Origin of the sequence: Actinomadura rubteroloni (assembly GCF_002911665.1) — a bacterium.
Lineage (GTDB): Bacteria > Actinomycetota > Actinomycetes > Streptosporangiales > Streptosporangiaceae > Spirillospora > Spirillospora rubteroloni.
This window is the reverse complement of the sequence record NZ_MTBP01000001.1, coordinates 1,245,443-1,269,847: the sequence shown is the minus strand read 5'-3', so window position 1 is coordinate 1,269,847 and position 24,405 is coordinate 1,245,443. Positions and strand designations below refer to the sequence as shown.

Below are 24,405 nucleotides of genomic sequence, written 5' to 3'. Positions count from 1 at the left end.
CCGCCCACAGAGTTCTGCCAAAGAAGCCTCCTACCGTCACCGTTGTTCCGACCGACACGGAGGTTTCGACATGGCACGCAAGACGTTGCTGGCGGGGGCCGCGCTCGCGCTCGTCCTCACCGGGACGAGCGGGGTGGCGGTCGCCGACACCGGTCCCACCGCCAAGCCGACCGCCGCGCCGAAGACGGCGAAGCACGTCGCGAAGTTCTGCGCGCGTGTGGACCGGGTCTCCAAGCGCGTCGACAAGCTGACCGGCCGTATCTCGGGCGGGCCGGACCAGCGGGGATCGGTGCGTTGGCTGCAAGCCCGCGCGGACAAGGTCCGGACCAAGAACCCGCAGCGGGCCGCGCTGATCGACCAGCGGATCGCGCTGCGCCAGAACCGGCTCGCGGTCCTCAAGCTCCGCGACCAGGGCCTGACGAAGGCGCAGACGTGGTGCGCGACGCAGAAGTAGCGCGCCGCGCGGCGCGGGCCGCCCTCGTCCTCGCGCTCGCGGCCGGTCCGGTCGCGGCGTGCGGGACGGGCGGCGGCCCCGACGCGGCGCCGCCGAGCCACGGCCCGGCCGCTCGCACGGACCAGGTCCCGCCCGAGTTGCAGAAGGCCGTGAACGACGCCGAAACCGCCGCGCAGCAGGGCGAACGCGAGATGGCCGACCAACCGTGAACCCTGTGGCACCCTGATGGTCGTCGCCGCAGGTCAGGAGTGTCGTGAACGCGCCGTACCGGATTCTCGCCGTCGATGACGACCCGGCGATCCTGCGCGCTCTGCGCCGGGGCCTGGCCCTGGAGGGCTTCGGCGTGGAGAGCGCGGACGGCGGACGCGGCGCGCTGGCCGCCGCCGAGCGGACACCGCCCGAGGCGATCGTGCTGGACGTCTCGATGCCCGACCTGTCCGGGATCGAGGTCTGCCGGACGCTGCGGGAACGCGGCGTGGACGTCCCGATCCTCATGCTGTCGGCGCTGGACGAGGTCGCCGACCGGGTCGCGGGCCTGGCCGCGGGCGCCGACGACTACGTGGTCAAGCCGTTCGACCTGACCGAGCTGGCGCTGCGGCTGCGGGCGCTGCTGCGGCGCGCCGGGCCCGCGCCGGGACGGCTCGTCCGCGTCGGGGACCTCGTCCTCGACCCCGACACGCGCCGGGTGACGGCCGGCGGACGACCCGTCGAGCTGACGCGCCGCGAGTTCGCCCTGCTGGAGACGCTGGCGCGCAACGCGGGGATCGTCCTGTCCCGCTCGGTGCTGCTGGACCGCGTGTGGGGCTACGACTTCGAGGTCACCAGCAACGCCGTGGACACCTTCGTCGGCTACCTGCGGCGCAAGCTGGAGACGGACGGGACACCGCGCATGATCCACACCGTGCGCGGCGTCGGGTTCGTCCTGCGGGAGGCCGGCGCATGAGGCTGACCACCCGGTTCTCCGTGATCACGGCGGTGCTCGTGCCGGTGCTGGTGCTGCTGGCCGGGCTGCTCGTCCTGCGGCTCGCCTCCCACGACCTGAAGGCCGAACGGGACCGGCAGCTCGCCGTCCGGTTGCAGGGGCTCGTCCCGACCGCGACGACCTACGCGCAGAAGTCCCGGCGGACGCCGATGTCGCCCCCCGAGCGCGCGCAGCAGCGGGTGAGCGGGGCGGCGGGCGACGACGGCTCCGGCGGCGTGTCCCTGGTGCCGCGCGTCGGCGAGCCGCTGCTCGTCGGGAGCGTGCCGGGCGTCCGTCCCGAAGGAGCCGGCCCGGCGACGATCGTGTCCGGCGGGCGGCGCTGGCGGTTCGTCGCCACCGACCTCGGCGCGCGCGGCAACGTCGGCCGCCTGTGGGTGTTCGAGCCGGAGAGCCGGGTGAGCGCGCGGATCACGCTGCTGCGGCGGCGCCTGATCGCGATCACGCTCGCGGCCGCCGGCGCCGGCGCGCTGGCCGGCTTCGGGCTGGCGCGGTTCGCGGTGCGTCCGCTGACCGTCCTGCGCGGGCAGGCCGCGGCGATCGGCCGCTCGCCCGGCGCGGGGCGGCGGCTCGCGACCGCGTCCGGGACCGTGGAGGTGGACGAGCTGGCGCGTCTCGTCAACGACCTGCTGGAGCGCGGCGACGACGCGGTGCGCCGCACGGGCGCGGCGCTGGAGACGGCCCGGGCGTTCGCCGCCAACGCGGCCCACGAGCTGCGCACGCCGTTGACCAGCATGGGGACCAACCTCGGCCTGGTGAACCATCCGGGCATCAGCGCCGCCGACCGCGCCGAGGTCGTCGCGGACCTCGCCGCCGAGCACGCCCGGATGGACCGGCTGATCACCATGCTGCGGCAGCTCGCCCGCGGTGAGCTGCTGGACCCGCGCAGCCTCGCCGCCGTCGATCTGCCCGATCTCGTCGAGGCGTCGGTCGAGGACGCGCGCCGCCGTCACCACGGCGCTTCGATCACCGTCGACGTCCCGGACGCCGGGACGGTGCGCGGCTGGCCCGAGGGGCTCCGGATGATCCTGGACAACCTGATCGACAACGCGGCCGTCCACGGCGTCGGCGCGGACGGCCGAGCAGCGATCGAGGTCACGTTGACCGAATCGCCGGAGGGGTTGGCGCTGCGCGTCCGCGACCACGGGCCGGGCGTTCCCGAGCCCGCCCGGCGGACGGTCTTCGACCGGTTCCGGCGGCGGCCCGGCAGTCCGGGGTCGGGACTCGGCCTGACGCTCGTGGCGCAGCAGGTCGGGCTGCACGGCGGGACGATCGCCGTCACCGCGCCGCCGGACGGCCCGGGGGCCGTGTTCGACGTCCGTCTTCCGCGTTCACCGGAGCCCGGCGGCGATCCGGCGTCGTGGCTGCGCTGACGCCGCGTTCTCCCGGCGCGGACGTGCGGGCGTAGGCGAAGGCCGCGACGGCCATGCCGAGGCCCCACAGCAGGTAGCCGGGGACGGCGATCCAGAAGAACGTCTCGGGCAGGTCCAGGCCGTCGCCGGGCGGGAACGGATTGCGGCCGCGCAGGCGCTCCCCGACCATCTGGACCGTCATCACGCCGAAGTACACGACGAGCCCGGCGGAGATCGCCGCTCCGGGCCACAGCACGAGCGGGCGCGGCACGCGCCGTCCGGCCGCGCCCGGCACCCGGCGCGGCCACACCCGGCCGAAGCGGTGGACGAGCGCGGCGGGCAGCAGCGTCCCGCCGAGCAGGAACCCGGCCTCGAACAGCGCCGCCGAGACGCCCGACGCCAGCGGCGTCTCGTCGAATCCCACCCACGCCTGCGCGCCGATCCGGGTGAGGCATCCCCCCATCGCCGCGTACGCCGCGACGTACGCCCAGCCCGGCGTGCGTTCCAGCGGTGCGAGCAGACGGCGGCCCGGCCTGGTGCGGCGCTGGTAGAGCAGCGTCGTCCGCGCCACGAGCACCGCCGCGGCCGCGCACGCCGCCCGGCTCAGCGCGCCGACCGGGTAGAACGCGATGCCGAGGCCCGGCAGGACGCCCCCGACGACGTCGAGCAGCAGCATCGCGGCGGCCCCCGCCAGCGCCGCCGCCGTCCCCCAGCCCGCGGCGACCACGAGCGGACGCGGCAGCCGCGTGCCCGTCGCCGCGACCGCCAGCGCCGCCGCGAGGCACAGCGCCACCGAGCCCCAGCCGCTGATCGTGACCAGGTCCGGCCCGACCGGCGACATCCGGCCGGGGAAGTGCCCCGCGTTCCAGTACACGCGGACGCCGCCGTAGAAAACCGCCCCGACCAGCGCCGCACCGGCCGTTCTCGTCACCGCCATGGCGCCCACGATGCCCGCCGGGCAAGGCTTTGAGCCTCCCCCGCACGTCGTGTCCGTTTCCCTCTCCCGGGGGAATCTTGACAGCGGCACCCCCGTCATCTTCGATCGACGGGACGGGTCATGACCGGGTGTTCATCCGGCCCGTCCCCTCGGCACCGCGGTGCCCTCCCCCGTGGGGCACCGGGTGTCGCACGGGCACCGCCGCGAATCGAACACATGTTTGACTCGGTGGGTAGCCTGGGGTCTATGTTCCAAGCGTCACTTCTGGATGCCGATGAGGTCGGTGTCGGGTCTCTGGGCTCGTCGGTGCGGCGCGTCCCGCTGACCGACGGCGCCTGGATCGACCTGCGGCCGGGCTGGATCAGCGGCGCCGACGCGCTCTTCCAGCGGCTGGTGGAGACCGTTCCGTGGCGGGACGAACAACGCCGCATGTACGACCGGGTCGTCGCGGTGCCGCGTCGTCTCGCCTTCTACCGCGCGGGCGCGCCGCTGCCCGACCCTGCGCTCGCCGAGATGAAGCGGCTGCTGGACGAGCACTACGCCGAGGAGTTGGGCGAGCCTTTCGCCACGGCCGGGCTGTGCCTCTACCGCGACCATCGCGACAGCGTGTCCTGGCACGGCGACCGGTACGGCCGGGGGCGCCATGAGGACGTGATGGTCGCGATCGTCTCGCTCGGGACGCCGCGTCCACTGCTGCTGCGCCCCCGGTCGGGCGGCCCCGCGCGCCGGTACGAACCGGGCCACGGCGACCTGCTGGTGATGGGCGGAAGCTGCCAGCGGACCTGGGAGCACGCGATCCCGAAGAGCGCCCGTCCGCTCGGCCCCCGCGTGAGCATCCAGTTCCGTCCGGCCAACGTCAGTTGACCGAGGCGAGCGGAAAATACAGCCGGCCGGGGGCCGAGGGGTCGTCGGCGGCTCCCGGCCGGCGGCTGTGGCACCGTCGATGACGGGCCGCGCTCACATACTGACGGGCCGCGTTCGCGGGCGTCCGGCGCTTGACGGAATCTGACCGAGGAGACGCCCGGCCCGGCGATTGTTCACCGATCGGGCAGCGCGCCGCGCAGAACCTCGGCGAGGTGCAGGGCGCGACGCGGCGTTCCCTGGGCGATCTGGGTGCGGCAGGAGAAGCCGTCGGCGAGGACGAGCGCGCCGTCCGCCGCCGTGCGGACCTTCGGGTACAGCTCCCGCTCGGCGCACGCCTGCGAGACGTCCCAGTGGCCCGGCTCGAAGCCGAAGTTCCCGGCGAGCCCGCAGCAGCCGGAACCGATGACGTCCGGACGGACGCCGAGGCGTTCGAACACGGCCAGGTCCGGCGCGTACGTCCCCTTCGCCTCCTGGTGGCAGTGGACCTGCGCGACAGCGGACGCGTCCAGCTCGGTGAACGGCCAGTCTCCGTCATGACCGGCGACGATCTCCGCCAGGGTCGTGACGAGCCCGCCGAGCGCGGCGGCGCGCGGGTCGTCCGGAAGCAGTTCGCGGGCCTCGTCCCGGAGCATCACCGTGCAGGACGGCTCCAGGCCGACGATCGGCAGACCGGCGTCCAACGCCGGGCCGAGGACGTCGAGCGTGTGCCGCAGCACGCGCCGCGTCACCCCGAGCTGCCCGGTGGAGTGCCAGGTCAGCCCGCAGCAGACGCGTCCGGGCGGCACCAGCACCCGGTGTCCGAGCGCTTCCAGGACCTCGACGGCCGCGCGTCCCACTCCGGGCTCGATGTGGTCGGTGAAGGTGTCCGGCCACAGGACGACCGGACGTCCCGCGCCGGCCGCCGGACGTTCGCGGAACCAGCTCCGGAACGTCCGCGGCGCGAAGCGGATCATCTCGCGGCGCGGCTCGACGCCGGCCAGCCGCTTCGCCACGGCCGCGACCGGACGCCGGGCGAGCAGCGCGCCCGCCCCCGGCACGGCCGTCGCGACCCGCGCCCAGACCGGCAGCCAGCCCATCGAGTAGTGCGCGAGCGGACGGACCCGTCCCGCGTGGTGGCGATGCAGGAACTCCGCCTTGTACGTCGCCATGTCCACGTTGACCGGGCAGTCGCTCGCGCACGCCTTGCAGGACAGGCAGAGGTCGAGCGCGTCCCGGGCCTCCTCCGACCGCCAGCCGTCCGGCAGCGTCTCGCCGCGCAGCAGTTCGGCGAGGACGCGGGCGCGGCCGCGCGTGGAGTGGACCTCGTCGCGGGTGGCCTTGAACGACGGGCACATCGCGCCTCCGCGCAGGTCGCGGCACGATCCGACGCCGACGCAGCGGTGGACGGCCGCCGCGAACGAACCGCCGTCGCGGGTCAGGGCGTGCGCGGGCGAGATCGGCAGCGCGTCCCGGCCCGGCCCGGGGCGCAGGCCCGCGTCGAGCGGTTCCGGGTTCGTGATGACGCCCGGGTTGAACCGGTCGTCCGGGTCGAAGACGTGCTTGAACGCCGCGAACGCCCGCAGCAGTTCCGGCGAGTACATCGTCGGCAGCAGTTCCGAGCGCGCCCGCCCGTCGCCGTGCTCGCCCGAGACCGTCCCGCCGTGCGCCGCGACGATCGTCCGCCGCCGCCGCCATGAACGCCCGGTACCGCGCGACGCCCGGCGCGTCGCCGAGCGCGAAGTCGAGCCGCAGATGCAGGCAGCCCTCGCCGAAGTGGCCGTACGGGACGCCCCGCAGCCGGTGCTCGCGCATCAGCGCGTACAGGTCGCGCAGGTAGTCGGCGAGCCGGTCCGGCGGGACGGCCGAGTCCTCCCAGCCGGGCCATGCCTCGCCGCCGTCCGGCAGCCGGGTCACGATGCCGGCGCCCGCCTCGCGGATCCACCAGAGTGCCCGCGTCCGCGCCGGATCGTCCACGACGACCGCCGTCATGCCGGACGCCTCGGCGCGGACGCGCGCCGCGATCGCCTCCGCCGCCTCGCGCGCCTCCGCGGCCGTGTCGCCGCCCGCCTCGCAGTACAGCCAGCCACCGCCCGGCGGCAGGTCCGCGCCCGCTCCGCTCCGGCCCGGCTGGCTCCGCAACGCCGTGAGCAGGTCGGACGCCATGCCTTCGACCGTCAACGCTCCCGCGCGGACGGCGACGGGAGCGAGCGCGGCGGCGGCGAAGACGTCGGGGAAGCCGAGCACCGCGAGCGCCCGCGCTTTCGGGGCCGCGACGAGCTTGACGGTCGCCTCGGTGACGAAACCGAGCGTCCCCTCGGCGCCGACTAGCGCCTTCGCGACGTCGAACCCGTTCTCGGGGAGAAGGTGGTGCAGACCGTAGCCCGCGACCTGGCGGCTGAACCGGCCGAGTTCGGTGCGCAGCGGGCCGAGGTGGGCGTCGCGGAGCCGGATCAGCTCCGCGTCGGTGCGCGCGTCGCCGCTCGTGCCGCGCCGGGCGTGGAGCTCGCGGCCGTCGGCGAGCATCAGCCGGACGGACTCGACGTTCGCCGCCGTCACGCCCCAGGCCACGCTGTGCGATCCGCACGCGTTGTTGCCGATCATTCCGCCGAGCGTGCAGCGGGAATGGCTCGACGGGTCGGGGCCGAAGGTCAGGCGGTGGCGTCCGGCGGCGGCGCGCAGGTCGTCCAGGACGGCGCCGGGCCGCACCACCGTCGTCCGGGCCTCCGGGTCCACGGACCGGACGGCGTCGAGATGCCGCGAGACGTCCACGACGATGCCGGAACCGATCGCGTTCCCGGCGATGGACGTGCCGCCGCCGCGCGGCGTGACGGGCAGCCCTTCGTCCGCGGCGAGCGCGAGCACTGCGGCCAGGTCACCGGCGTCGCGCGGTTCGGCCACGGCGGCGGGGAGCCTGCGGTAGAGGGACGCGTCGGAGGTGTACGCGGCCCGGGTCGTGAGGTCGGTCCGCAGGACGCCGGGCAGCGCCGCCGCGAGCCGGGTCGCGAGATCGTCCACGCGTCCAGGGTAGGCGCCGGCCGTCCGGCCGGATCGCGCGCGCCGGGGGTCCGGAACGTACCGGGACCCCCGGTCGTCCGTGCGGCGGGAGGCTTATCGACCCGGAACCGTCACCGCGGACCGAAGACGGCCGGACGAGCCGGAGCACCAGCCGTACCGGCCCCGGTCACGCGGTCACGCACCGCGAAGGGACCGCAGCAGATCACGCCACTGCGGGACGGAAACCTCAAGAACTCCACCGAGGACATTCCGTGAATCACGCACCAAAACCGAAGCCTCGCACCGCGCGGCCTCGACGCAATCATTTTCATCGCTCCAGGTGGACTTGCGCCAAGCGAGCCTGGAAACGTCCTTGCTCTGTTCGACCATCCGGCGACCCTCCATCCGTCGATGGCGGGCTGGCCCCGCCCGACGCGGCGACCGAGTGACCAACATCCACAAGGTCGGATTCAGGCAGGGCGCAGCAAACCACGACCTTGTGGATGATTTCTCGTCCACGAGTGTAGGCGGTCGAGGTTCTCCCGCCTATGGCCCACCACAAGATCAGTTCGTCGCTATGCGGCCGAGCGGCTTTTGGGCTGGTCGGGGCTCCCACCTCCTCGCGGGCCGAGTGTCGCGGTCAGGCCATGAGCTGGTCGGCCGCCTCGCGCAGCAGCGCGACGGAACGCTCGGCGGAGAGCGACAGTTCGAGGAGTTCCTCGAAAGCGTCCCGGTAGTTGGCGACCCGGTCCTCGTCGCCGACGAACAGGGCGCTCGCCGCCCGGCCGCCCTCCAGATAGAGGACGTCGCTCAGACTGGAATCGAACTCCATGAGCGTGAACGTGCTCTCCACGCCCTTGTGCGAGCCGATCGAGAAGGGGATGACGCGGACGGTCAGCCGATCGTCGGACTCCACCTCGTCGGCGATCTTCCGGAGCTGCCGCGGCATGATCCCCGGGTCGACCATGATGCCGACATGGCGGCGGATCGTCGCCTCGTCGAGCACGAAGTACCGGCGCGGCGGGTTCTCGCGGTCGGCCATGTGGCGCTGCCGTTCCATCCGCATCTTGACGACCGTGCCGACCCGCACCGGGCCGACGACTCCGGCCGCGATCACCTCGGCGTACTCGGGCGTCTGGAGCAATCCGGGAATGATCGACCCCTGGAAGTGCCGGATGACCGCGGCCCCCGCCTCGTATCCGACCAAGTTGATGTAGCTCTCCGAGAAATCCCCCCGGAAGGGGGCCCACCATGCCGGCTCCCGTGCCCCCCGGGCCAGGGACTGCAGCTTTTCCTGTCTGCTTTCGGACGTCACGTCGTACTTGAGGAGCAGCGCCTGGAGATCGGTGCGCGAGACCGCGTTCCTGCCCCCCTCGATGCGGATGATCTTCGAGGTGCTCCAGTCGAGTTCGTGCGCGACCTGCTCCTGCGTGAGCCCCTTCTCCTTGCGGAGCTGGACGAGTTCCGTGCGCAGCTGCGCGCTCTGGACCACAGGCCCCTGGTCAGTCGCCATTGTGGATCGTTACTCCAGGTAGTGGAAGGACGCCGCGATGCCAACTGGTCGACTGCCACCTGGCGCCGTGCGTGCTGTCGGGGTTGAGGGCGTCACTCCGGCAGGTGCGGCGGTGCGCGATCACGGACCGGCGGCTCGAACGCTCGGAACCACGACGGTGAACGCATGGTTTAAACCTCGCAGTGAGCTGGGTAGCCGACGTCCATGAAGGAGAATGACACCTAGCAGATTAGCATCCGACAGACTGCCTGGGCACAGTTTGACATGCTACTGTGAGGGTCATACTGGAGAAGCCCAGGCCGTCCGGTAACTCGAACCGGCCGGATAGGAGTACCGAAGACGATCAACCCCCCGAACCACACCCCGCGCCACATGCGAAAGAGCCGCCCCCCGTCCCTCCTCGATCACCGATTTCACGGTCCGGCGGATCAAGGAATGGGCGGAGGACGGCTCCTGCGGAGGCCGAGGACGCGTTTTCACCCGGCTGCGGAAAGTACGGCGAGCGTCATCGCCGGAACCTCGCTGACCGGGAAAAACGCGGCCTGCGGACTCACCAAGTCTAACCGCGCCCACGCGGAACAGGCCATAGGTGATGTGTCGCCGATTCCGGCGCCCCCTCCCGGACGCCCGGGGACCAGCGGACGGAGGGAACGGACGGCGGCCGTTTCGAGACAGGGGTTCTCGACATGAACAATGACTTTCACACCGTCCCACCGGCGCGGAGATCCCGGTGGTGACGTCGGAGCGCCCGCGGCGGGGCGTGACACCGCCGCCGGACGACCGGGCCGTCGAGCCGACGTTCTGGGACGCGCTCACCGCCCAGGAGCGGCACGAGCTGTCCAGCCTGTCCGATCACGTCGACATGCCCGCCGACCGCGTCCTCTGGGAGGAGGGCGCGCTCGCCGACCACGCGCTCGTCATCCTCAGGGGCAGCGTCCGCGTGTGGGTGGAACGTGACGGATGCCGCCGGACCCTCGCCGTCAGGGGCGCGGGCAGCCTCATCGGGGAACGTGCCGAGCTGGGGCGGCGCACCCGGTCCGCGGGCGTCGTCACCCTGGAGCAGGTGCGGATGCTGCGGGTTCCAGCGGGTCTGTTCGCGGCGTTCCTGTCCGTCCACGCGCGGCTGCACGGCGTGCTGGAACGGCAGATGTACGCGCGGCTCGGCGAGAACGCGCCCGGACGGCTCACCCGGGTCCGGCTGACGATCCAGCACCCCGGCGGCGTCGCGCTGCCCGACTCCGGCGACGACGTGCACGTCGCGACGCGTCCGATCCCGGGGCTTCCGGCGGCCAACCGGCTCGGCGACGAGTGCGTCGCGGGCGCCGGGCACAGCTCGACTTGGCCGCTCGCGTTGCCGGACCTGGTCGAGGACGACACGGACGGCGAGCCGACCCGCCCCTACCCGGCACCGCGCGACGGGTGGCGGCTCGGCGACCACTACGACCCGAACACGCCGTCCGACACCGGTCCGCACGCCGCGCCGCCCGCCCCCGCGCCGGCCGACGACGGCGTGGTCCCCGGTCTGACCGCGCGGTACGCCGTGGTCGAGGCCGGAGCCGGACCGTCCGCGCTGGACGGCGGCGCGGCGCCGCGGCCGATGGCCGACCCGTCGGGCTGGGCCGGGCGCATGTGCGCGATCCTGTTCACCGACGTCGCCGGGTTCAGCGGCCCGCACCGCACCGACGAGGACCGCTACCACGTGCGGCACATCATGTACGACATGCTGCGCGCGGGCTTCACGGCGTCGGGCGTCCCGTGGGCGGCCTGCTACCACGAGGACCGGGGCGACGGCGCGTTCATCGTCGTCCCGGCGGAGATCCCGCCGCGCGCCCTGGTCAGCCCGCTGCTGCCGCTGCTGGCGGACGCGCTGCGCCGCCACAACCACCGGTCCAGCGCCGCGTTCACCGTCCAGCTCCGGGTGGCGATGAACATCGGCCAGGTCTACCCCGACGCCGAGGGCATGTCCGGGCTCGCGATCATCCGGACCGCGCGGATGCTCGACGCCCCGGTGCTCAAGAAGCAGATGGCCGGCACCGGCGCCGACCTCGGCTTCATCACGTCCGAGTTCGTCTACGACGCGATCCTCGCCGAGGGCGGCGGGCCGTGGTTCCAGCGCGTCCCCGTCCGGGTCAAGGAGTCGAAGATGACCGCGTGGATGCGGCTGTGGGGCGCGTCCACCGGGGCCGGCGACCGGGTCTGACCCGCCCGGCCGGCGCGGGGCGAGAGGGGAGCGCCCGCGCCGCCGCTCATCCCGGGCCGCCCGCCCGTCGCGCGGAGCGGACCCGCAGGCGCCCTCAGGGCCGCGCCGCCTTCGGGAGGCGCAGGACGAAACGGGCGCCCTTCGGGCTGTCCTCGATCCGGAGCGTCCCGCCGTGGGCGCGTGCGATCTGCAGTGCGATCGGCAGGCCGAGGCCCGTCCCGTTGGCGTCCTTCTCCCGCGACGCCTTGAGCCGCGCGAACCGCTCGAACACGACCTCGCGGTTCTTCTCCGCGATGCCGTCCCCGTCGTCCTGGACCTCCAGCACGGCGGTGTCGCCCTCGGCGCGCACCCGGACCTCGATGCGCGACTCGGCGTGCCGTTCGGCGTTGTCGAGGAGGTTCGTCAGCAGCCGGGACAGCCGCAGCCGCTCGCCGCGCACCGTCACGTCCATCGCCAGGTGCGGGACGACCTCCTTGGTGCGCTCGGCCCGGCCGAGTTCGATCGAGACCAGCGCGGCGAGGTCCACGACCTCCCGGTTCGGGCCGTTGCCCGCGTCGAGCCGCGCGAGTTCGAGCAGGTCGGTGACGATCGCCTGGAGCCGTTCGAGGCTGTTGAGGACGCCGTGCGCGACCTCCACCCAGTCCATCTCGTCGGGGGCGAGCAGCGCCTCCTCGATCTGGGTCCGCGCCGCCGTGATCGGGCTGCGCAGGTCGTGCGACGCGTCGGAGGTGAAGCGCCGCTGCTTCTCCAGCGCGCCGTCGAGCCGGTCCAGGGTGGCGTTGACGGTCTCGGCGAGCAGCCGGATCTCGTCGTGGTTGTGCGGGACGGGCACGCGCCGTCCCGACGACTTAGCGGTGATCTCGGCGAGTTCGGTGCGGATCGCGCCGACCGGGGCGAGCGTCCGGTTGACGGTGCGCCAGGTGAGGAAGGCCGTCGCGCCGACGATGATCATCGCGATGCCGAGGGCGAGCAGCGGGATCCGTGGACGCACGTACCAGGGGGTCAGCAGGTGGGCGACGTAGACCGTCCACGTGTCGCCGGCGTGCCGGACGCGGAACGCCACCACCTCGACGCAGCCGTGGATCCCCACCGGCGAGCACAGGCGACGGGCCGTGTAGACCTCGCCGGCGCGCGGCGCGAACGACGCGATGCGCGGCGCGCCCCGGATGAGGCCGCCGGACGCGGCGACGCGCCCACCCGCGTCCACGACCTGGAACAGCGCGGGCGGGAGGCGTCCGGACGCGAGCGCGGCCAGATGGTCCTGCTCGACCTCGGACTGGATGCGCAGCGCGGCCACGACGGCACGCTCGTGCCGCCGGTCCTCGTCGTGCTGCCGGGCCGTCGCGACGATCAGGGCGGCCACTCCGCCGCACACGAGGGCGGAGACAAGGGTGGCCAGCAGCGTCATCCGCAGCCGTATCGACCATGCTCGCCGTTCGATCACCCGTCCTCCCGTGGGTGAGGTAATCACCTGGCGGGCACATCGGCGGTCCCAGAACGGGCGCACACCGAACAAGAGGGGGCAAAGAATTGTTTCCGGCCCCTCGTGGCGCGCTGTTCAGACGGGCGCGGCGGGCGGTTCATCGTCAGGATCGCCGTCCTCCCCCGGCGGGCGCCGCAGCATCCGGGGGACGCGGGGTTTCGGCACCCACGTGCGCGGCCGCCGCGATTCCTGCGCGTCGGACACGGGCGCGGCCAGGCGCGTCGGACGCGTGCGTCCCCGCAGCGTGACCGACCGGCCGCACTCCCACGCCTCCGCCTCGGCGAGGTGGGCCAGGTCGAGGAGGTGCCCGGCGGCGAGCACCCGGCCCGGCACCGTCTTGGCCAGGTCGCTGAGCCGCGCGCCCTCGTTCACCGGGTCGCCGATGACCGTGTACTCGAACCGCTGCTCCGCTCCGATGTACCCGGCGACGACCGTGCCCGCCGAGACGCCGACGCCGAAGTCGAGCTGCGGGACCTCGGCGCGCAGCCGCCGGTGCAACTCGCGGGCCGCGCCGAGCGCGCCGCCCGCCGCGTCGTCCAGTTCGAGGGGCGCGCCGAACACCGCGAGCGCGGCGTCGCCCTCGAACTTGTTGATCCATCCGCCGTGCGCGCCGACGGCGGCCACCACGACGCCGAAGAACCGGTTGAGCAGCTCCACGACCTCGTCCGGGCTGTGGGTCGCGGCGAGCCGGGTGGAGCCGGTGAGGTCCACGAACAGGACGGCGACGTCGCGCGTCTCCCCGCCCAGCTCGATGCCGTCGCTCTCCAGCGCGAGGTCGGCGACCTGCTCGCCGACGTGCCGCCCGAACAGGTCGCGGAGCCGTTCGTGCTGCCGCAGCCCCGCCACCATGTGGTTGAAGCCCGCTTGGAGCTGCCCGACTTCGCTGGCGTCATAGACGTCGATCCGCGCATCGAGGTCCCCGCGTTCGACCCGCGCCATGCCCGTCCGGACCGTCGTGATGGGATCGGCGACGGCCTTGATGGCGATGAGCGTGACGCACATCCCGACGAGGATGGCGGTGCCCGCGAGCACGATCATCGTGAGGGCGAGCTGCGTCGTACTGATCGGCGGGCCGAACAGCACGGCGACGCCGACGCAGATCAACCCGAACACCGGCACGGCGGTACCGAGCGCCCAGGCGAGCATCGCGCGGGTCACGACGCCCGGCAGCCGGATCCGGCGCGACTGCCCGGCGGCCAGGACGAGCGCGGCGGCGGGCCGCAGCAGCCGCTCCGACAGCAGGTAGACGATCGTGCAGGTGGTGAGGGCGCCGAGCAGGCAGGTGAGCCCCGTCTTGACGGCGAGTTCCGGGACGAACAGGACGATGTCGAGCACCGCCCAGCCCGCGGCGCCGAGCGTCCACAGGCCGCCGACGAGCAGGGTGAGCCGCAGCGGGCCAAGCAGGACGGCCCGACCTTGCGCGGCGTCGGTGACCCGCCCCTCCCGGACGAGCGCGATGACCGGTTTCCACAGCCGCAACCCCGCCGCCAGCACGAACGGCGCGGCGACCAGCGGATAGCCGAAGAACGCGACGGTATTGACCAGCCGTGCGTGGTCGCGGTCGGGCAATGACGGATCAGGCAGGACGAACACAGCGAACAACAGCACGACCACCGCGCCGCCAAGGTTCGCCACCCCGACGACGACCAGCAGAACCCACCGGACGCGCAGTTCGAGCAGCGTCCGGGGCAACCCCGGATGCTCCTCCAGCCGCGCGCCGAGATGCCGCGCCACCGCCGCCCGACCCGCGTGCCACCCCGCGGTGCCACCGCCGACGACACGCCGGACGGTCATGCGCGCCGACCGGACGCCCGCGCCGCCGTCCAGCCCGCTCCCGCAGCACACCGCATGGCCGATCTCCCTCCGTTGGAAGAACTCACGGCAAGCGTGCCACCCGCATGACCCGGCGTACACTCCCTCCCCGCACCTATGGAAAACCGCCCCGCACAACTTCGACCACGCCACCCACTACCGTTCGTCGTCCGACAGGCCCCCACGTAGGCGGCGACCCGATCGGCATCGTGACCGGCAAGGTTTTCCTCACCCAGAACCACGTCACCCTGCCCGGTGCCCTACCGCTTGTGCTGGAGCGCACCCACATCTCGTCCTACCGGGCAGGACGCCTTTTCGGCCCGTCGTGGGCCGGGCCTCGACACTCGACGTTCGATCCGTTGAGGTGACGATGACTCTCAGCGATACAACTGCTCGCGTCCAACGACGTCCTCTTCGTCCAAGACCTGTCCGTGGCCCACGGGAGCGAGCCGCCGGACCTGGGACGAGCGCCGCGGCCCACATGCCGCGCTGCGGAAGCTGGGGATGTGCTCGGCTGAGGACGCTGCTATAAAAAACGCCCCGAGCGATGATCGCTTGGGGCGTTTTGGCTGTTCTGAGGTGTGGGCAGGGGCGGGGTCGAACCGCCGACCTTTCGCTTTTCAGGCGAACGCTCGTACCGACTGAGCTACCTGCCCGGGACGCGCGGTCGTCGCGGTGACGTGTGCACGTCGAGCGGTCCTGACGGGATTTGAACCCGCGGCCTCCACCTTGACAGGGTGGCGAGCACTCCTAGCTGCTCCACAGGACCTTGCGTTTCCGAGTCTAGCCGCTCGGGGGTGTTGCCCGAGCCGGTCCTCGTGGGCCGTTTCCCTGGCGACGTCCGAAAGCATACGGGATGCTCGCTGCCTGCGCCAACTCGATATCCGGCTGGACAAAAGGGCAGGTCAGGGAGGTGGTGGGCGGGTCCTGGGCCGGGGCGTCGTGGCGGTGGGGAGCTGGTTATCCACAGGGGCGGGCTTGGTTCGACTGATGGGGTGGCGGGGGCGACGCTGGTGGTGGGTCGGGATGGCATGGGTTTGTTGGTGCGGTGTTCGGAGGTGAGGGGTGGTCGTTGTTAGCGTGAGGGGATGAGGGTTGCGGTCAGCGGGGCTTCCGGGGTGATCGGGGGTGCGTTGGCGGAGAGCTTGGCTGGGGACGGGCATGAGGTCGTCCGGCTCGTTCGGCGTGAGCCTCGGCGTGTGGGTGAGGTCGGCTGGGATCCCTTGGGGCGTGTCGGGGCGCTGACCGGTGTTGACGCGGTGGTGCATCTTGCCGGTGCCGGGGTTGGTGAGCGGCGTTGGACGTCCGCTTATAAGCGCGCGATCTACGACAGCCGTGTGCGTGGGACGGCCACGCTCGCGAGCGCGCTGGCTCGTATGGATGAGCCGCCTCGTGTGTTCGTTTCCGGTTCGGCGGTCGGGTATTACGGCGATGCCGGCGATCGGGTTCTTTCGGAGGACGATCCGTCGGGGGACGACTTTCTCGCGCGCGTCTGCCGTGACTGGGAGGACGCGGCCGGGGCTGCTGAGGACGCGGGGATCCGTACCGTCCGGATCCGCACGGGGCTCGTCGTCTCTCCGCGCGGCGGCGCGTTCGGGCGGATGCTGCCGCTGTTCCGTCTGGGGCTCGGCGGGCCGTTGGGCGGCGGGCGGCAGTACTGGAGTCTGATCTCGCTGGCCGATGAGGTGGCGGCCATCCGGCATGTCATTGATACCTCGGCGCTGTCGGGGCCGGTGAATCTGGCGTGTCCGGATCCGGTGACCAACCGGCAGGTCACCGCGGCGCTCGGCCGGGCGCTGCACCGTCCGGCGGTGCTGCCGGTGCCCGGTCCCGCTCTGTGGCTCGCTCTCGGCGAGTTCGCTCGGACGGGCGTGCTCGCCAGCCAGCGCGTCATGCCGGAGCGCCTCCTCGCGTCCGGTTTCGCGTTCGCCCATCCCACCCATCAGGAGGTCATCCGCCAGGTCACCACGGCGCCTGACTGACGCGTGGCGGTGGGGCACGCCTGGCTAGGTCGGCCCGCTGATCTGAGATCAGGCGTCCGCTCGCCGGGCCCTGCGTATTGGGTCTGCGGCGAGCGTGTGAGCGGAGAGCCGGTACCGGCGCGCGAGTGTGCGCGGGCGGCTCGCGCTTTCGTGGGGTTCGCCGCTTTCGGCGGAGGTGGGTTTAGGCGGGTGGTGGGGTCGGGCGTAGGGGGGTTATGGGCGCGGCTTCTATGACCGTGTTGTGGAGGGTGCCCAGGGCTTCGATGGTGGCGGCCACCTCGTCTCCTGGTTTGAGCCAGGGGTAGGCGTCCGCGCCGTGGGTCTGGGCTAGTTCCAGGATGCAGCCGGTGCCGCAGGTGCCTGAGCCGATCACGTCGCCGGGGCGTACCTCGGTGCCGCGCGAAGCGTAGGCGATCATTTCGGCGAAGGACCAGTAGACGTCGGACCACAGCGCTCGGGAGTACGGGACGCCGTTGATGGTGCACGTCATCTCCAGGCGGTGGCCGTTGCCCTCCTTCCTGTCGGCGATCTCGTCCGGGGTGACGAGATAGGGGCCGAGGCCGGTGGCGGTGTCCTTGCCTTTGACCGGTCCCATCGCCTGGCGCATCTCGCGACGCTGGACGTCGCGTCCGCTCCAGTCGTTGAGGACGCAGTAGCCGGCGATGTGGTCTTCGGCTTCGGCGGGGGTCAGGTCGCGGCCGGGTCGGCCGACGATCGCGGCGACCTCCAGCTCGAAGTCGAAGGCCTCGGTGCCGGGGGTCATCCGGACGTCGCCGCAGCCGAGCACCGCGTACGGGTTGGAGAAGTAGAAGACCGGCATCTCGTACCAGCCCGGGTCGATCGTCCGGCCGCGCGAGGCTCGGCCGGCGCGTACGTGCTGCTCGAACGCGTAGAAGTCCCGGACGGTCGGGGGCGTGGCGATCGGGGACAGCGGCAGGATCCCGTCCAGTGGGACGCCTGCGCCGTGCCGTAGCGCGGTCGCGCCGACGGTGTGCAGTGAGCCGTCCTCGATGAGCGGGAGCAGGTCCGAGAGCCCGTCGATCGTGCGGACGACGTCTCCGTCCACGACCCCTACTCGGACGGCCCGGTCCTCGGCGTAGCGGACGAACTTCACAGGCGGTCCCTCCTCGGCGGTCTGCGTCCAGTGTCTCTCAACCTCGCCGGGCGGAGGGCGGGCCTTTCGCAACGGTCTTGTCCGTCCGATTCCGGCCAGCGTTAGGCGGTTCTTCTTGTTGCAGCGCGCCTTACGGAATTCGTCCGTGGATTACCTTGTGATCGCGCCGTCTGGATTCGTCGTGAGGAGCCGGGAACTGTCCATTGAGAGCGGGCCGCTGAAACGCCTTGATGAGCGGTCGGGCGGCCGTCTACGCGGCGATCGCCCAGGCCACGCGGACGACCGCCGGGCGAATGGGGAAGTGCCGTCGTCGGGTCGGTCGCGATGTGCGACAGGGGACGTGGACGTCGCGCATACGCCGCCCCCCGCGAGCCCGCGCGCGTACGGATCGCCGGTGCGGCGGAGGCAAGGCACGTTGGTCGCCTTTCCGTACTTCGGAGTAGGTAACGGTGAAAAAGATCACGGCCGTTTCGGACACATGACCCCTGGACAGGACTTTCCGAAACCCGCATTCCGGCGCGGCCGGTTGAACGTTCGGTGGCCGTTGGCTGGACGCGTTGATAACGATTCGGGCAGCCCCGGTAGCCAGCGGCACCGGACGGTGTCAGCCTGTGCCCCATGGGCCTCGTTTCCACGGCGTACACACCCCTTGCATGGCGCGCCGTCGAGCAGTTGCGGACATGGCCCGCGTTGCGGCTGTGGCGGGCCGATTGCGGCTCGGGGCGCGCCCTCGCGATCGCCGAGCGGCAGATCGTCCACCTCCCCGACGCGCACGCCGCCGAGGTGTTCCTGACCTGGCCGGTCATCGAGCGGATGGGGCCGCCGCTGTGGCGGCACGAGAACGTCCGCGTCCGGCCGGACTCGGACTGGGTCGAGATCTCCCTGTACGGCGAGACCGACCTGGAACTGCTGATCTCGCTGACCAGCGTGGCGATCAAGGCGCACCTGCGGGTCGCCCGCGGCGCCCGGCCGAATGCGCTCTGCCCGCGCGTCGCCTGGAGCCGCGCGACCTCGCTGGAGGCCGGGCTGGCCACGCACGCCTAGCCCGTCCCGGCGCGACGTCGCGCACCTCGGACGCGCCGCGTCCCGCGTGGTTCGCGGTCGCGCCACTGCGCCGTCCTGCGTCCGCGCCGCGGCCGGGACGCTCTCGTCCGGTCGCGCGGACTGACGTTCGTCCGCCGAGCGGGGAAGGCTGCCCGTTCGGCCGGGCGTGCGCCGCTCGGCCCGGTCGTGGCGTGCGAGACGTGTGACGCGGTGGGGCTAACGAGTGGCTTGCGGTGGGAAATTGTGGGGGCGTCGGTGGGTGGGTGTGTTTCGGCTACTACAAGGCCTGTAGTAGAAAGAATCGCTGCGGGACCTGTGGGGTGGCTGGGTCGCGGGTGGCGGTTTCCGGCGCGTTTCGAGAAAGTGGGTCGGATCGGCGATCGGGGCCGTCCGGGGGGACGGAGACGGTGCGCGGCGAACGAGCCCGCGCGACGGAAGGGCGTACGGGTGGGAACGCGTACTGAGACGAGTGCGGCGCGGCGTCCGCAGGGGGCGGCGCGCGTCGTCCGCGCGCTCGGCCGTGTCGCGGCGGCGGAGGCGCCGCTGTCGCGGGTGCTGCTCGGCACGGCGGTCGCCGCCGCGGTCGTCGCGCTGGCCGTCCGGCACCGGGCGGCGATGGACGCGGGCAGCGAGAGCCTCATCGGCGCGGACCGGCAGTGGCTGCTGCTCGCCTTCGCCGCCACCGCCGCGATGTGGTGCGTCGGGACGGTCACGCAGCTCGGCTCGATGCCGGTGACCCCCCCGGTCGGACGCGTGTTCGCCGTGCAGGTCGCCGCCTCGTTCGCCAACCATCTGCTGCCGGCGGGGTCCGGCGGGATGGCCGTGAACGTCCGGTTCCTGAGACGGTGCGGGATGACGCGCGGCGCGGCCGTCGGGTCGGTCGGGCTGAACTCGCTCGCCGGGCTGGTGACGCATCTGCTGCTGCTCGCCGTCGCCGTGATCGCGGTGCCGTCCACGCTCGGGATGATCGGCGACCGGGTGAGCTGGGACGCCGTCGGGCAGGCCGTCGCGTCCCATGTCTGGATCGCCGTGGCGGTCGCGGCGGTCGCCGCCATAGCGGCCCTGCTGTGGCTCGTCCCGGGGCGGCGCGGACGCGCCGTCGTCGCGAAGCTGGCCAGGGCCGGGGCGCGGCTCGTGCGCGAGCTGGCCGCGCTGCGGACCGTCCTCGCGCATCCGGGACGCGCGGTGGCGCTGTGGCTGGGCTCGCTCACGGCGCCGCTGCTGCACGGCGTCGTGCTGTTCGCGGTGCTGCGGAGCATCGACGTCCCGATCACGGCCGGCATCACGGTCGTGGTCTACGTCGTCGTCTCCTCGGTCTCGGCCCTGCTGCCGTCGCCCGGCGGGATCGGCGGGCTGGACGTCGTGCTCGTCGCCGGGCTGATCTGGGCGGGCGTCCCGTCCCCCGCGGCGCTCGGCGCGGTCGTCGGGTACCGGCTGATCACCGTCTGGCTGCCGCTGGTGCCGGGCGCGTTCGTGCTGGCCGTGCTGCTGCGCCGCAGGATCATCTGAGCCGTCGCCCGGACGGGCAGCGGGCCGGGCAGCGCCCGCCGCGCCGCGAGGGCGACCGCCGCGCCGGCGAAGACGTCGAGCAGGTAGTGGTTCGCCGTCGCCATCACGACGAGCGCGGTCGTCGTCGGGTACAGGACGACCAGGAACCGCGCCCGGTACCGCCGCAGCAGCGCGAACGCGACCAGAGCCGTCCACGTCGCCCACGCCAGGTGCAGAGACGGCATCGCGCCGAACTGGTCGGCGGTGACGGGTCCACCGTGCGTCGTCCCGAACCCGGCCGCCGCCACCGAGTCGATGTAGTCCTCCCCCGGCAGCAGCCGGGGCGGCATGACGGGCAGGAAGAAGTACACCGTCATGCCGACCAGGTTCGTCGCGACGAGCGCGTTGCGCGCCCCCCGGTACAGCGACGGGCCCGCGACGTAGCACCACACCAGCACGGACATCGTCGCGCTGATATGGACGTACTGGTACCAGTCGACCGCCGCGATCGCCAGGAAATCGTGGCGCTCGATCCAGTGGTTCATGGCGCGTTCGATGTCGATGTGCAGGAAGCGCTCGACGTCCAGGACGTCCCGGCCGTGCGTCAGGGCGCGTCCCTGCCGCGCGTCGGCGAACGAGCGGACGTAGTCGTACACGCGCAGCAGCACGAAGACGATCAGCAGTTCGCCGAGCAGCCGGGGGCGCCGCACGCGGGGCGCGGCCACGGCCGCCGCGTCCCGCCGGGGCGAGATCACGCCGATCGCTCGGCCCGCCCGTGCAGTCGCACCGCGGCGCGGCCGTACATGTCCTCGGTGAGCGCCAGGACGTCCGGCCAGGTCACGGGGGGCGGGACGGTCCGGCTGCGCGCGGCGACGCGGCCGCGCAGGTCGGCGTCGGCCGCGAGCCGCACGATGGCCTCGACCATCGCGTCGTCGCTGTCCACGAGCAGTCCCTCCTCGCCGTGCCCGACGAACTCGCGGATGCCGCCCTCCGCGCGGGCCACGACGGGCACCCCGGCGCAGCGCGCCTCCAGCGCCGCGATCCCGAACGATTCCAGCATGGCGGGCGCGACGAACAGGTCGGCGCGGCGGAACAGGTCGCGGATGTGCGCGCGGTCGACGCGGCCGGGCAGGCTCACCCAGTCCATGTCGTGCCGCCGCAGGTGGCGTTCGACGGCGCGGCGCTCGGGGCCGTCCCCGGCGATCACCGCGCGCAGCCGGACGCGCGGCGCGAGCAGGTCGTGCGCGCGGCGCAGCATCCGGACGAGTTGGAGCGGCCGTTTCCGCCGCGCGAGCCGCATCACCGCGACGACCAGCACCTCGCCGGGCTCGCGCGGCGCGGGCTCGACCCGCCACCGCGCCGCGTCGATGCCGTTGGGCAGGACGAACACCGGCCGGGGCGCGACGAGGCGCCGGACGGGCTCGGCGGCGGCGTCGCTGACGGCCGTCCACACGGCGGGCAGCGCGGACCAGCGCGACACGCCGTCCAGCAGCCGGAACGCGGGCTCCATGTAGGAGATCAGCGAGTGGACGGTCACGACGGTCGGCAGTTCGGCGGCCAGCGCGAGCCCCGCGAACGACAGCGGCGAGAACGGCCCGGCGTGGACGTGCAGGACGTCGTACTTCCCGTCCCGGACCAGCCGCCGCCCGGCCCACGGCGCGGCGGGGTGCAGCGCGGCGGCGAACGGCAGGTTCTCGGTCGCGCGGCGGACCGGCGGGCCGTCCGGCTCGTCCCGGCCGCCGGGCGTGGACGTGATGACGGTCACGTCGTGGCCCGCGTCGAGCTGGCGCGTCGCGAGGTCGTGGACCTGCATCTCGATGCCGCCGAGGCGCGGGAGGTAGTAGTCGGTGATGTGGGCGATTCTCATGGGCGTGCGCTCCGGGGCGGATCGACCCGTCCGTCCGGCGCGGGCAGACTGTGGGGATGCCGTACACGCTCGTGTCGTTCCACGCCCATCCCGACGACGAGGCGCTGCTCACCGCCGGAACGCTGGCGCGGGCCGCCGCCGAGGGGCACCGGGTGGTGCTGGTGGTCGCGACCGTCGGGGAGGCGGGCCTCGCGGCGTCCGCCGACCGGGCCGACGGCGCGCTCGGCGACCGGCGGCTCGGCGAGCTGCGCCGGTCGGCCGCCGCGCTCGGCTGCGCGCGGGTGGAGTGGCTCGGCTACGCGGACTCGGGCATGGCGGACGACCCGTCCGGGCACCCCGACGCGTTCGCCGACGCCGACGTGGACAAGGCCGCCGAACGGCTCGCCGACATCTTGCGCGAAGAGGACGCCGACGTCCTGACCGTGTACGACGAAGCGGGCGGCTACGGCCACCCCGATCATGTGCGGGTGCACCACGTGGGCATCCGGGCGGCCGAGCTGGCGGGGACGCCCGTCGTCCTGGAGGCGACCGTGGACCGGCGGCTGCTGCGGCGTGCGCTGCGGCTGGTCTCCCGGCTGCCCGGGATCCCCGCCGACTTCGGCCCGGAGCGGTTCGCGACGGCCTACACGGCGCCCGAGCACCTGACGCACCGCGTGGACGTCCGCCGCTTCGCCGCCCACAAGCGCGCCGCGATGGCCGCGCACGCGACGCAGGCCGGATCGGACGCGGGCGTGCGGACGCTCGCCGTCCTGCTGAAACTCCCGATGCCGGTGTTCCGCGCGGCGCTCGGCCACGAGTGGTTCACCGAGCGGGGCCGGACGCCCGCCCGTCCGCTGCTGGACGACGTCTTCGCCGGCCTCCGCGAGCGCTGAACAGCTCGTCCTCGCGTCCATCACCGTGCCTCACATCCCACCTTGATCACGGCAATCTACTACAAACGCTGTAGTAGCCCTGACGGACCCGGTCAGGACGCGTTCTCGCGGGCGGTGGCGAGCCACAGATGCAGCAGCATGTGCAGTTCGAGATGCTGTGACGGGTCGTCCAGGGTCTCGCCGAACAGCGCCTGGAGGTTGCGGACGCGGTACCGGACGGTCTGCGGGTGGACGTGCAGCCGCTGCGCCGCCTCGGTCGCGTTGAACCGGCTCTGGAAGCAGGCGATGAGCGTCTCGGCGAGCGCGACCCGTCCGGACGGCCGGACCCGCAGCAGCGGCGCGAGACGCCGTTCGATCGCGCGGGACGCGAGGTCGGGGTCCTGCATGAGCATGAGGATCGGCAGGTGGTCGGTGGCGAAGACCGTCCCCTCCGCCGGCAGGACGCCGCTCTGGACGAGCGACAGCGCCTGCCGCGCCCAGCGCAGCGACTTGGCGGCCTCGGCGGGCGCCACGGCGGGGCCGACGACGCTCGTCTCGCCCTTCAGCATGGTCTCCACGACGGCCCGGCGCCCGGGTCCCTCGGGGTCGACGACGATGAGGAACGGCTCGGGCGCGTGGAAGGCGGTGAGGACGTCCGGCGACAGCGGCCCACGGTCCTTGGGCGGCTGGGCGAACGCGACCGCGCCGACCGACTTCGGGAGGGGCCAGCGGATCTCCTGCGCCAGCTCGGCGATCCTGCCGGGCGCGGGCTTCTCCGAGACGAGCAGGTCCACGAGCCGGCGGCGGCTGATCTCGAAGCGGTTGCCGGCGTCCTCCGACGCCGCGGCGTGCCCTTCGGCGGCGGCGGCGATCAGGTGGTTGTGGTAGATGAACAGGGCGTCGGTCATCTGCGCCATCGTCGTCGCCGAGGTGTCCATGCCGAGCCCGTCGGCCTCCTCGGTCAGCCGCCGGAACGCGACGCCCGCGCCGACCCGCAGGCTGGTCTGGAGCGGGATGAGGCTGCGTCCCTCGCACGCCTCGCCGAAGCCGAGGTCGCGCCAGAACTTCAGGATGTCGGTGGACGGCAGGGACGGCGTCGCCATCAGCGCGAGGAAGTGGTCGATCGTCCAGGCGTTGGCCTGCTCCATGACCTCGACGGCGCGGGGGTCGTGGAAGTAGGCGTACTCGGGCACCTGCCGCATGATCTCGGCGACGGCCTCGGTGGCGATCTCGGGCACGTAGCGGCGCATGACCGTACACCGGTCCGCGAGATCCTTGCCCGTGACCTGGAGTTCGATGTGCGTCGAGGTCATCGGCCCTCCCGAGCGCCGTCCGATCCCGCCCAGGGGGCGGGCGCCCGTCAGTCAGGCCGTGAGCATATCCGGCCGGGCGACCGGGTGGACAGCTAGTACACCGTGTGAGCCCGACTCGGCAGGGTCTTGTCCGGCGTTGAGTAGTTCCCCGCGGGCGCCGCTCCGTACGGTCGGCGTCC

20 protein-coding genes, 2 tRNA genes and 2 pseudogenes are annotated in these 24,405 nt (G+C 73.0%); 11 read left to right on the top strand and 13 right to left on the bottom strand.

Translation table 11 applies throughout. The features are described 5' to 3' along the window. Positions 1-70: 70 nt before the first annotated feature. Genes BTM25_RS05610 through BTM25_RS05595 form a run of 4 tightly spaced genes read left to right on the top strand, consistent with a single transcriptional unit; the run spans position 71 to position 2,806 of the window. On the top strand, positions 71-454 hold the full coding sequence (locus BTM25_RS05610) for a hypothetical protein (protein WP_103561650.1): 384 nt from the start codon (positions 71-73) through the stop codon (positions 452-454). Beyond that, entirely contained in the window at positions 433-663 is a 231-nt protein-coding gene (locus BTM25_RS05605) for a hypothetical protein (RefSeq protein ID WP_103561649.1), read from the top strand. The genes BTM25_RS05610 and BTM25_RS05605 overlap by 22 nt, the downstream gene beginning before the upstream one ends. Before the next feature lie 44 nt (positions 664-707). Beyond that, positions 708-1,397, top strand: a complete 690-nt coding sequence (locus BTM25_RS05600; protein WP_103561648.1) for a response regulator transcription factor — start codon at positions 708-710, stop codon at positions 1,395-1,397. Continuing rightward, the gene (locus tag BTM25_RS05595) at positions 1,394-2,806 is read left to right on the top strand and encodes a sensor histidine kinase (RefSeq protein ID WP_103561647.1); all 1,413 of its coding nucleotides are present in this window, start codon (positions 1,394-1,396) and stop codon (positions 2,804-2,806) included. Before BTM25_RS05600 ends, BTM25_RS05595 begins: the two co-directional genes overlap by 4 nt. On the opposite strand, the gene BTM25_RS05590 is transcribed toward BTM25_RS05595, so the two are convergent. Further along, positions 2,712-3,722 (bottom strand): hypothetical protein, encoded by a 1,011-nt coding sequence (locus BTM25_RS05590; RefSeq protein ID WP_205647973.1) that lies wholly within the window; start codon positions 3,720-3,722, stop codon positions 2,712-2,714. The two genes, BTM25_RS05595 and BTM25_RS05590, sit on opposite strands and share 95 nt — an antisense overlap. Before the next feature lie 246 nt (positions 3,723-3,968). Here BTM25_RS05590 and BTM25_RS05585 point away from each other — a divergent pair, with 246 nt between their 5' ends. Next, positions 3,969-4,586, top strand: a complete 618-nt coding sequence (locus BTM25_RS05585) for an alpha-ketoglutarate-dependent dioxygenase AlkB (protein WP_103561646.1) — start codon at positions 3,969-3,971, stop codon at positions 4,584-4,586. Positions 4,587-4,759: 173 nt separating this feature from the next. On the opposite strand, the gene BTM25_RS30225 is transcribed toward BTM25_RS05585, so the two are convergent. The 4 genes and pseudogenes from BTM25_RS30225 to BTM25_RS05570 form a co-directional block, all read right to left on the bottom strand. Continuing rightward, the gene (locus BTM25_RS30225; RefSeq protein WP_268877656.1) at positions 4,760-6,241 is read right to left on the bottom strand and encodes a (Fe-S)-binding protein; all 1,482 of its coding nucleotides are present in this window, start codon (positions 6,239-6,241) and stop codon (positions 4,760-4,762) included. A gap of 73 nt (positions 6,242-6,314) precedes the next feature. Next, positions 6,315-7,427 (bottom strand): annotated as a pseudogene (locus BTM25_RS30220) (FAD-binding oxidoreductase); the annotation flags it as partial. Positions 7,428-7,754: 327 nt separating this feature from the next. Continuing rightward, positions 7,755-7,949 carry a DUF397 domain-containing protein gene (locus BTM25_RS05575; protein ID WP_103561645.1) on the bottom strand — a complete coding sequence of 65 codons (195 nt, stop codon included), beginning with the start codon at positions 7,947-7,949 and terminating at the stop codon, positions 7,755-7,757. A gap of 250 nt (positions 7,950-8,199) precedes the next feature. Beyond that, positions 8,200-9,072, bottom strand: coding sequence for a helix-turn-helix domain-containing protein (locus BTM25_RS05570; protein WP_103561644.1), 873 nt, complete (start codon positions 9,070-9,072; stop codon positions 8,200-8,202). A 730-nt stretch (positions 9,073-9,802) separates the two neighbouring features. Between BTM25_RS05570 and BTM25_RS29890 the strand changes: the two genes are divergently transcribed. Beyond that, complete coding sequence (locus BTM25_RS29890; RefSeq protein ID WP_103561643.1) at positions 9,803-11,272, top strand: Crp/Fnr family transcriptional regulator; 1,470 nt, start codon at positions 9,803-9,805, stop codon at positions 11,270-11,272. Between the two features lie 94 nt (positions 11,273-11,366). Here BTM25_RS29890 and BTM25_RS05560 read toward each other — a convergent pair whose 3' ends face one another. Together BTM25_RS05560 and BTM25_RS05555 are read right to left on the bottom strand one after the other, a co-directional pair. Then, positions 11,367-12,716 (bottom strand): sensor histidine kinase, encoded by a 1,350-nt coding sequence (locus tag BTM25_RS05560; RefSeq protein WP_235828253.1) that lies wholly within the window; start codon positions 12,714-12,716, stop codon positions 11,367-11,369. 114 nt (positions 12,717-12,830) lie between these two features. Next, positions 12,831-14,549 carry an adenylate/guanylate cyclase domain-containing protein gene (locus tag BTM25_RS05555; RefSeq protein WP_103562771.1) on the bottom strand — a complete coding sequence of 573 codons (1,719 nt, stop codon included), beginning with the start codon at positions 14,547-14,549 and terminating at the stop codon, positions 12,831-12,833. 104 nt (positions 14,550-14,653) lie between these two features. Here BTM25_RS05555 and BTM25_RS30875 point away from each other — a divergent pair, with 104 nt between their 5' ends. Then, a complete protein-coding gene (locus BTM25_RS30875; RefSeq protein WP_407923368.1) occupies positions 14,654-14,935 on the top strand; it encodes a DUF6531 domain-containing protein in 282 nt (93 codons plus the stop codon). A 214-nt stretch (positions 14,936-15,149) separates the two neighbouring features. On the opposite strand, the gene BTM25_RS05550 is transcribed toward BTM25_RS30875, so the two are convergent. Together BTM25_RS05550 and BTM25_RS05545 are read right to left on the bottom strand one after the other, a co-directional pair. Further along, positions 15,150-15,223 (bottom strand) — tRNA-Phe (locus BTM25_RS05550). Positions 15,224-15,261: 38 nt separating this feature from the next. Continuing rightward, positions 15,262-15,336, bottom strand: a tRNA-Asp gene (locus BTM25_RS05545). Positions 15,337-15,655: 319 nt separating this feature from the next. Between BTM25_RS05545 and BTM25_RS05540 the strand changes: the two genes are divergently transcribed. Further along, the gene (locus tag BTM25_RS05540; protein ID WP_103561641.1) at positions 15,656-16,549 is read left to right on the top strand and encodes a TIGR01777 family oxidoreductase; all 894 of its coding nucleotides are present in this window, start codon (positions 15,656-15,658) and stop codon (positions 16,547-16,549) included. Between the two features lie 181 nt (positions 16,550-16,730). Here BTM25_RS05540 and BTM25_RS05535 read toward each other — a convergent pair whose 3' ends face one another. Then, on the bottom strand, positions 16,731-17,663 hold the full coding sequence (locus BTM25_RS05535) for a fumarylacetoacetate hydrolase family protein (protein WP_103561640.1): 933 nt from the start codon (positions 17,661-17,663) through the stop codon (positions 16,731-16,733). Positions 17,664-18,281: 618 nt separating this feature from the next. Here BTM25_RS05535 and BTM25_RS05530 point away from each other — a divergent pair. Together BTM25_RS05530 and BTM25_RS05525 are read left to right on the top strand one after the other, a co-directional pair. Continuing rightward, positions 18,282-18,707, top strand: coding sequence for a luciferase domain-containing protein (locus BTM25_RS05530; RefSeq protein ID WP_146058968.1), 426 nt, complete (start codon positions 18,282-18,284; stop codon positions 18,705-18,707). A gap of 447 nt (positions 18,708-19,154) precedes the next feature. Continuing rightward, complete coding sequence (locus BTM25_RS05525; protein WP_103561638.1) at positions 19,155-20,216, top strand: lysylphosphatidylglycerol synthase transmembrane domain-containing protein; 1,062 nt, start codon at positions 19,155-19,157, stop codon at positions 20,214-20,216. Between the two features lie 53 nt (positions 20,217-20,269). Here BTM25_RS05525 and BTM25_RS30215 read toward each other — a convergent pair. Together BTM25_RS30215 and BTM25_RS05515 are read right to left on the bottom strand one after the other, a co-directional pair. Continuing rightward, positions 20,270-20,851: pseudogene (locus BTM25_RS30215) on the bottom strand (phosphatase PAP2 family protein); the annotation flags it as partial. Positions 20,852-20,946: 95 nt separating this feature from the next. Next, complete coding sequence (locus BTM25_RS05515) at positions 20,947-22,062, bottom strand: glycosyltransferase family 4 protein (protein ID WP_235828252.1); 1,116 nt, start codon at positions 22,060-22,062, stop codon at positions 20,947-20,949. Positions 22,063-22,118: 56 nt separating this feature from the next. On the opposite strand from BTM25_RS05515, the gene BTM25_RS05510 reads away from it, so the two are divergent. Continuing rightward, the gene (locus tag BTM25_RS05510; RefSeq protein ID WP_103561637.1) at positions 22,119-22,934 is read left to right on the top strand and encodes a PIG-L family deacetylase; all 816 of its coding nucleotides are present in this window, start codon (positions 22,119-22,121) and stop codon (positions 22,932-22,934) included. A gap of 92 nt (positions 22,935-23,026) precedes the next feature. Here the strand turns inward: BTM25_RS05510 and BTM25_RS05505 are convergent, their stop codons facing one another. Continuing rightward, positions 23,027-24,226 (bottom strand): PucR family transcriptional regulator, encoded by a 1,200-nt coding sequence (locus BTM25_RS05505; protein WP_103561636.1) that lies wholly within the window; start codon positions 24,224-24,226, stop codon positions 23,027-23,029. Positions 24,227-24,405 lie beyond the last annotated feature (179 nt).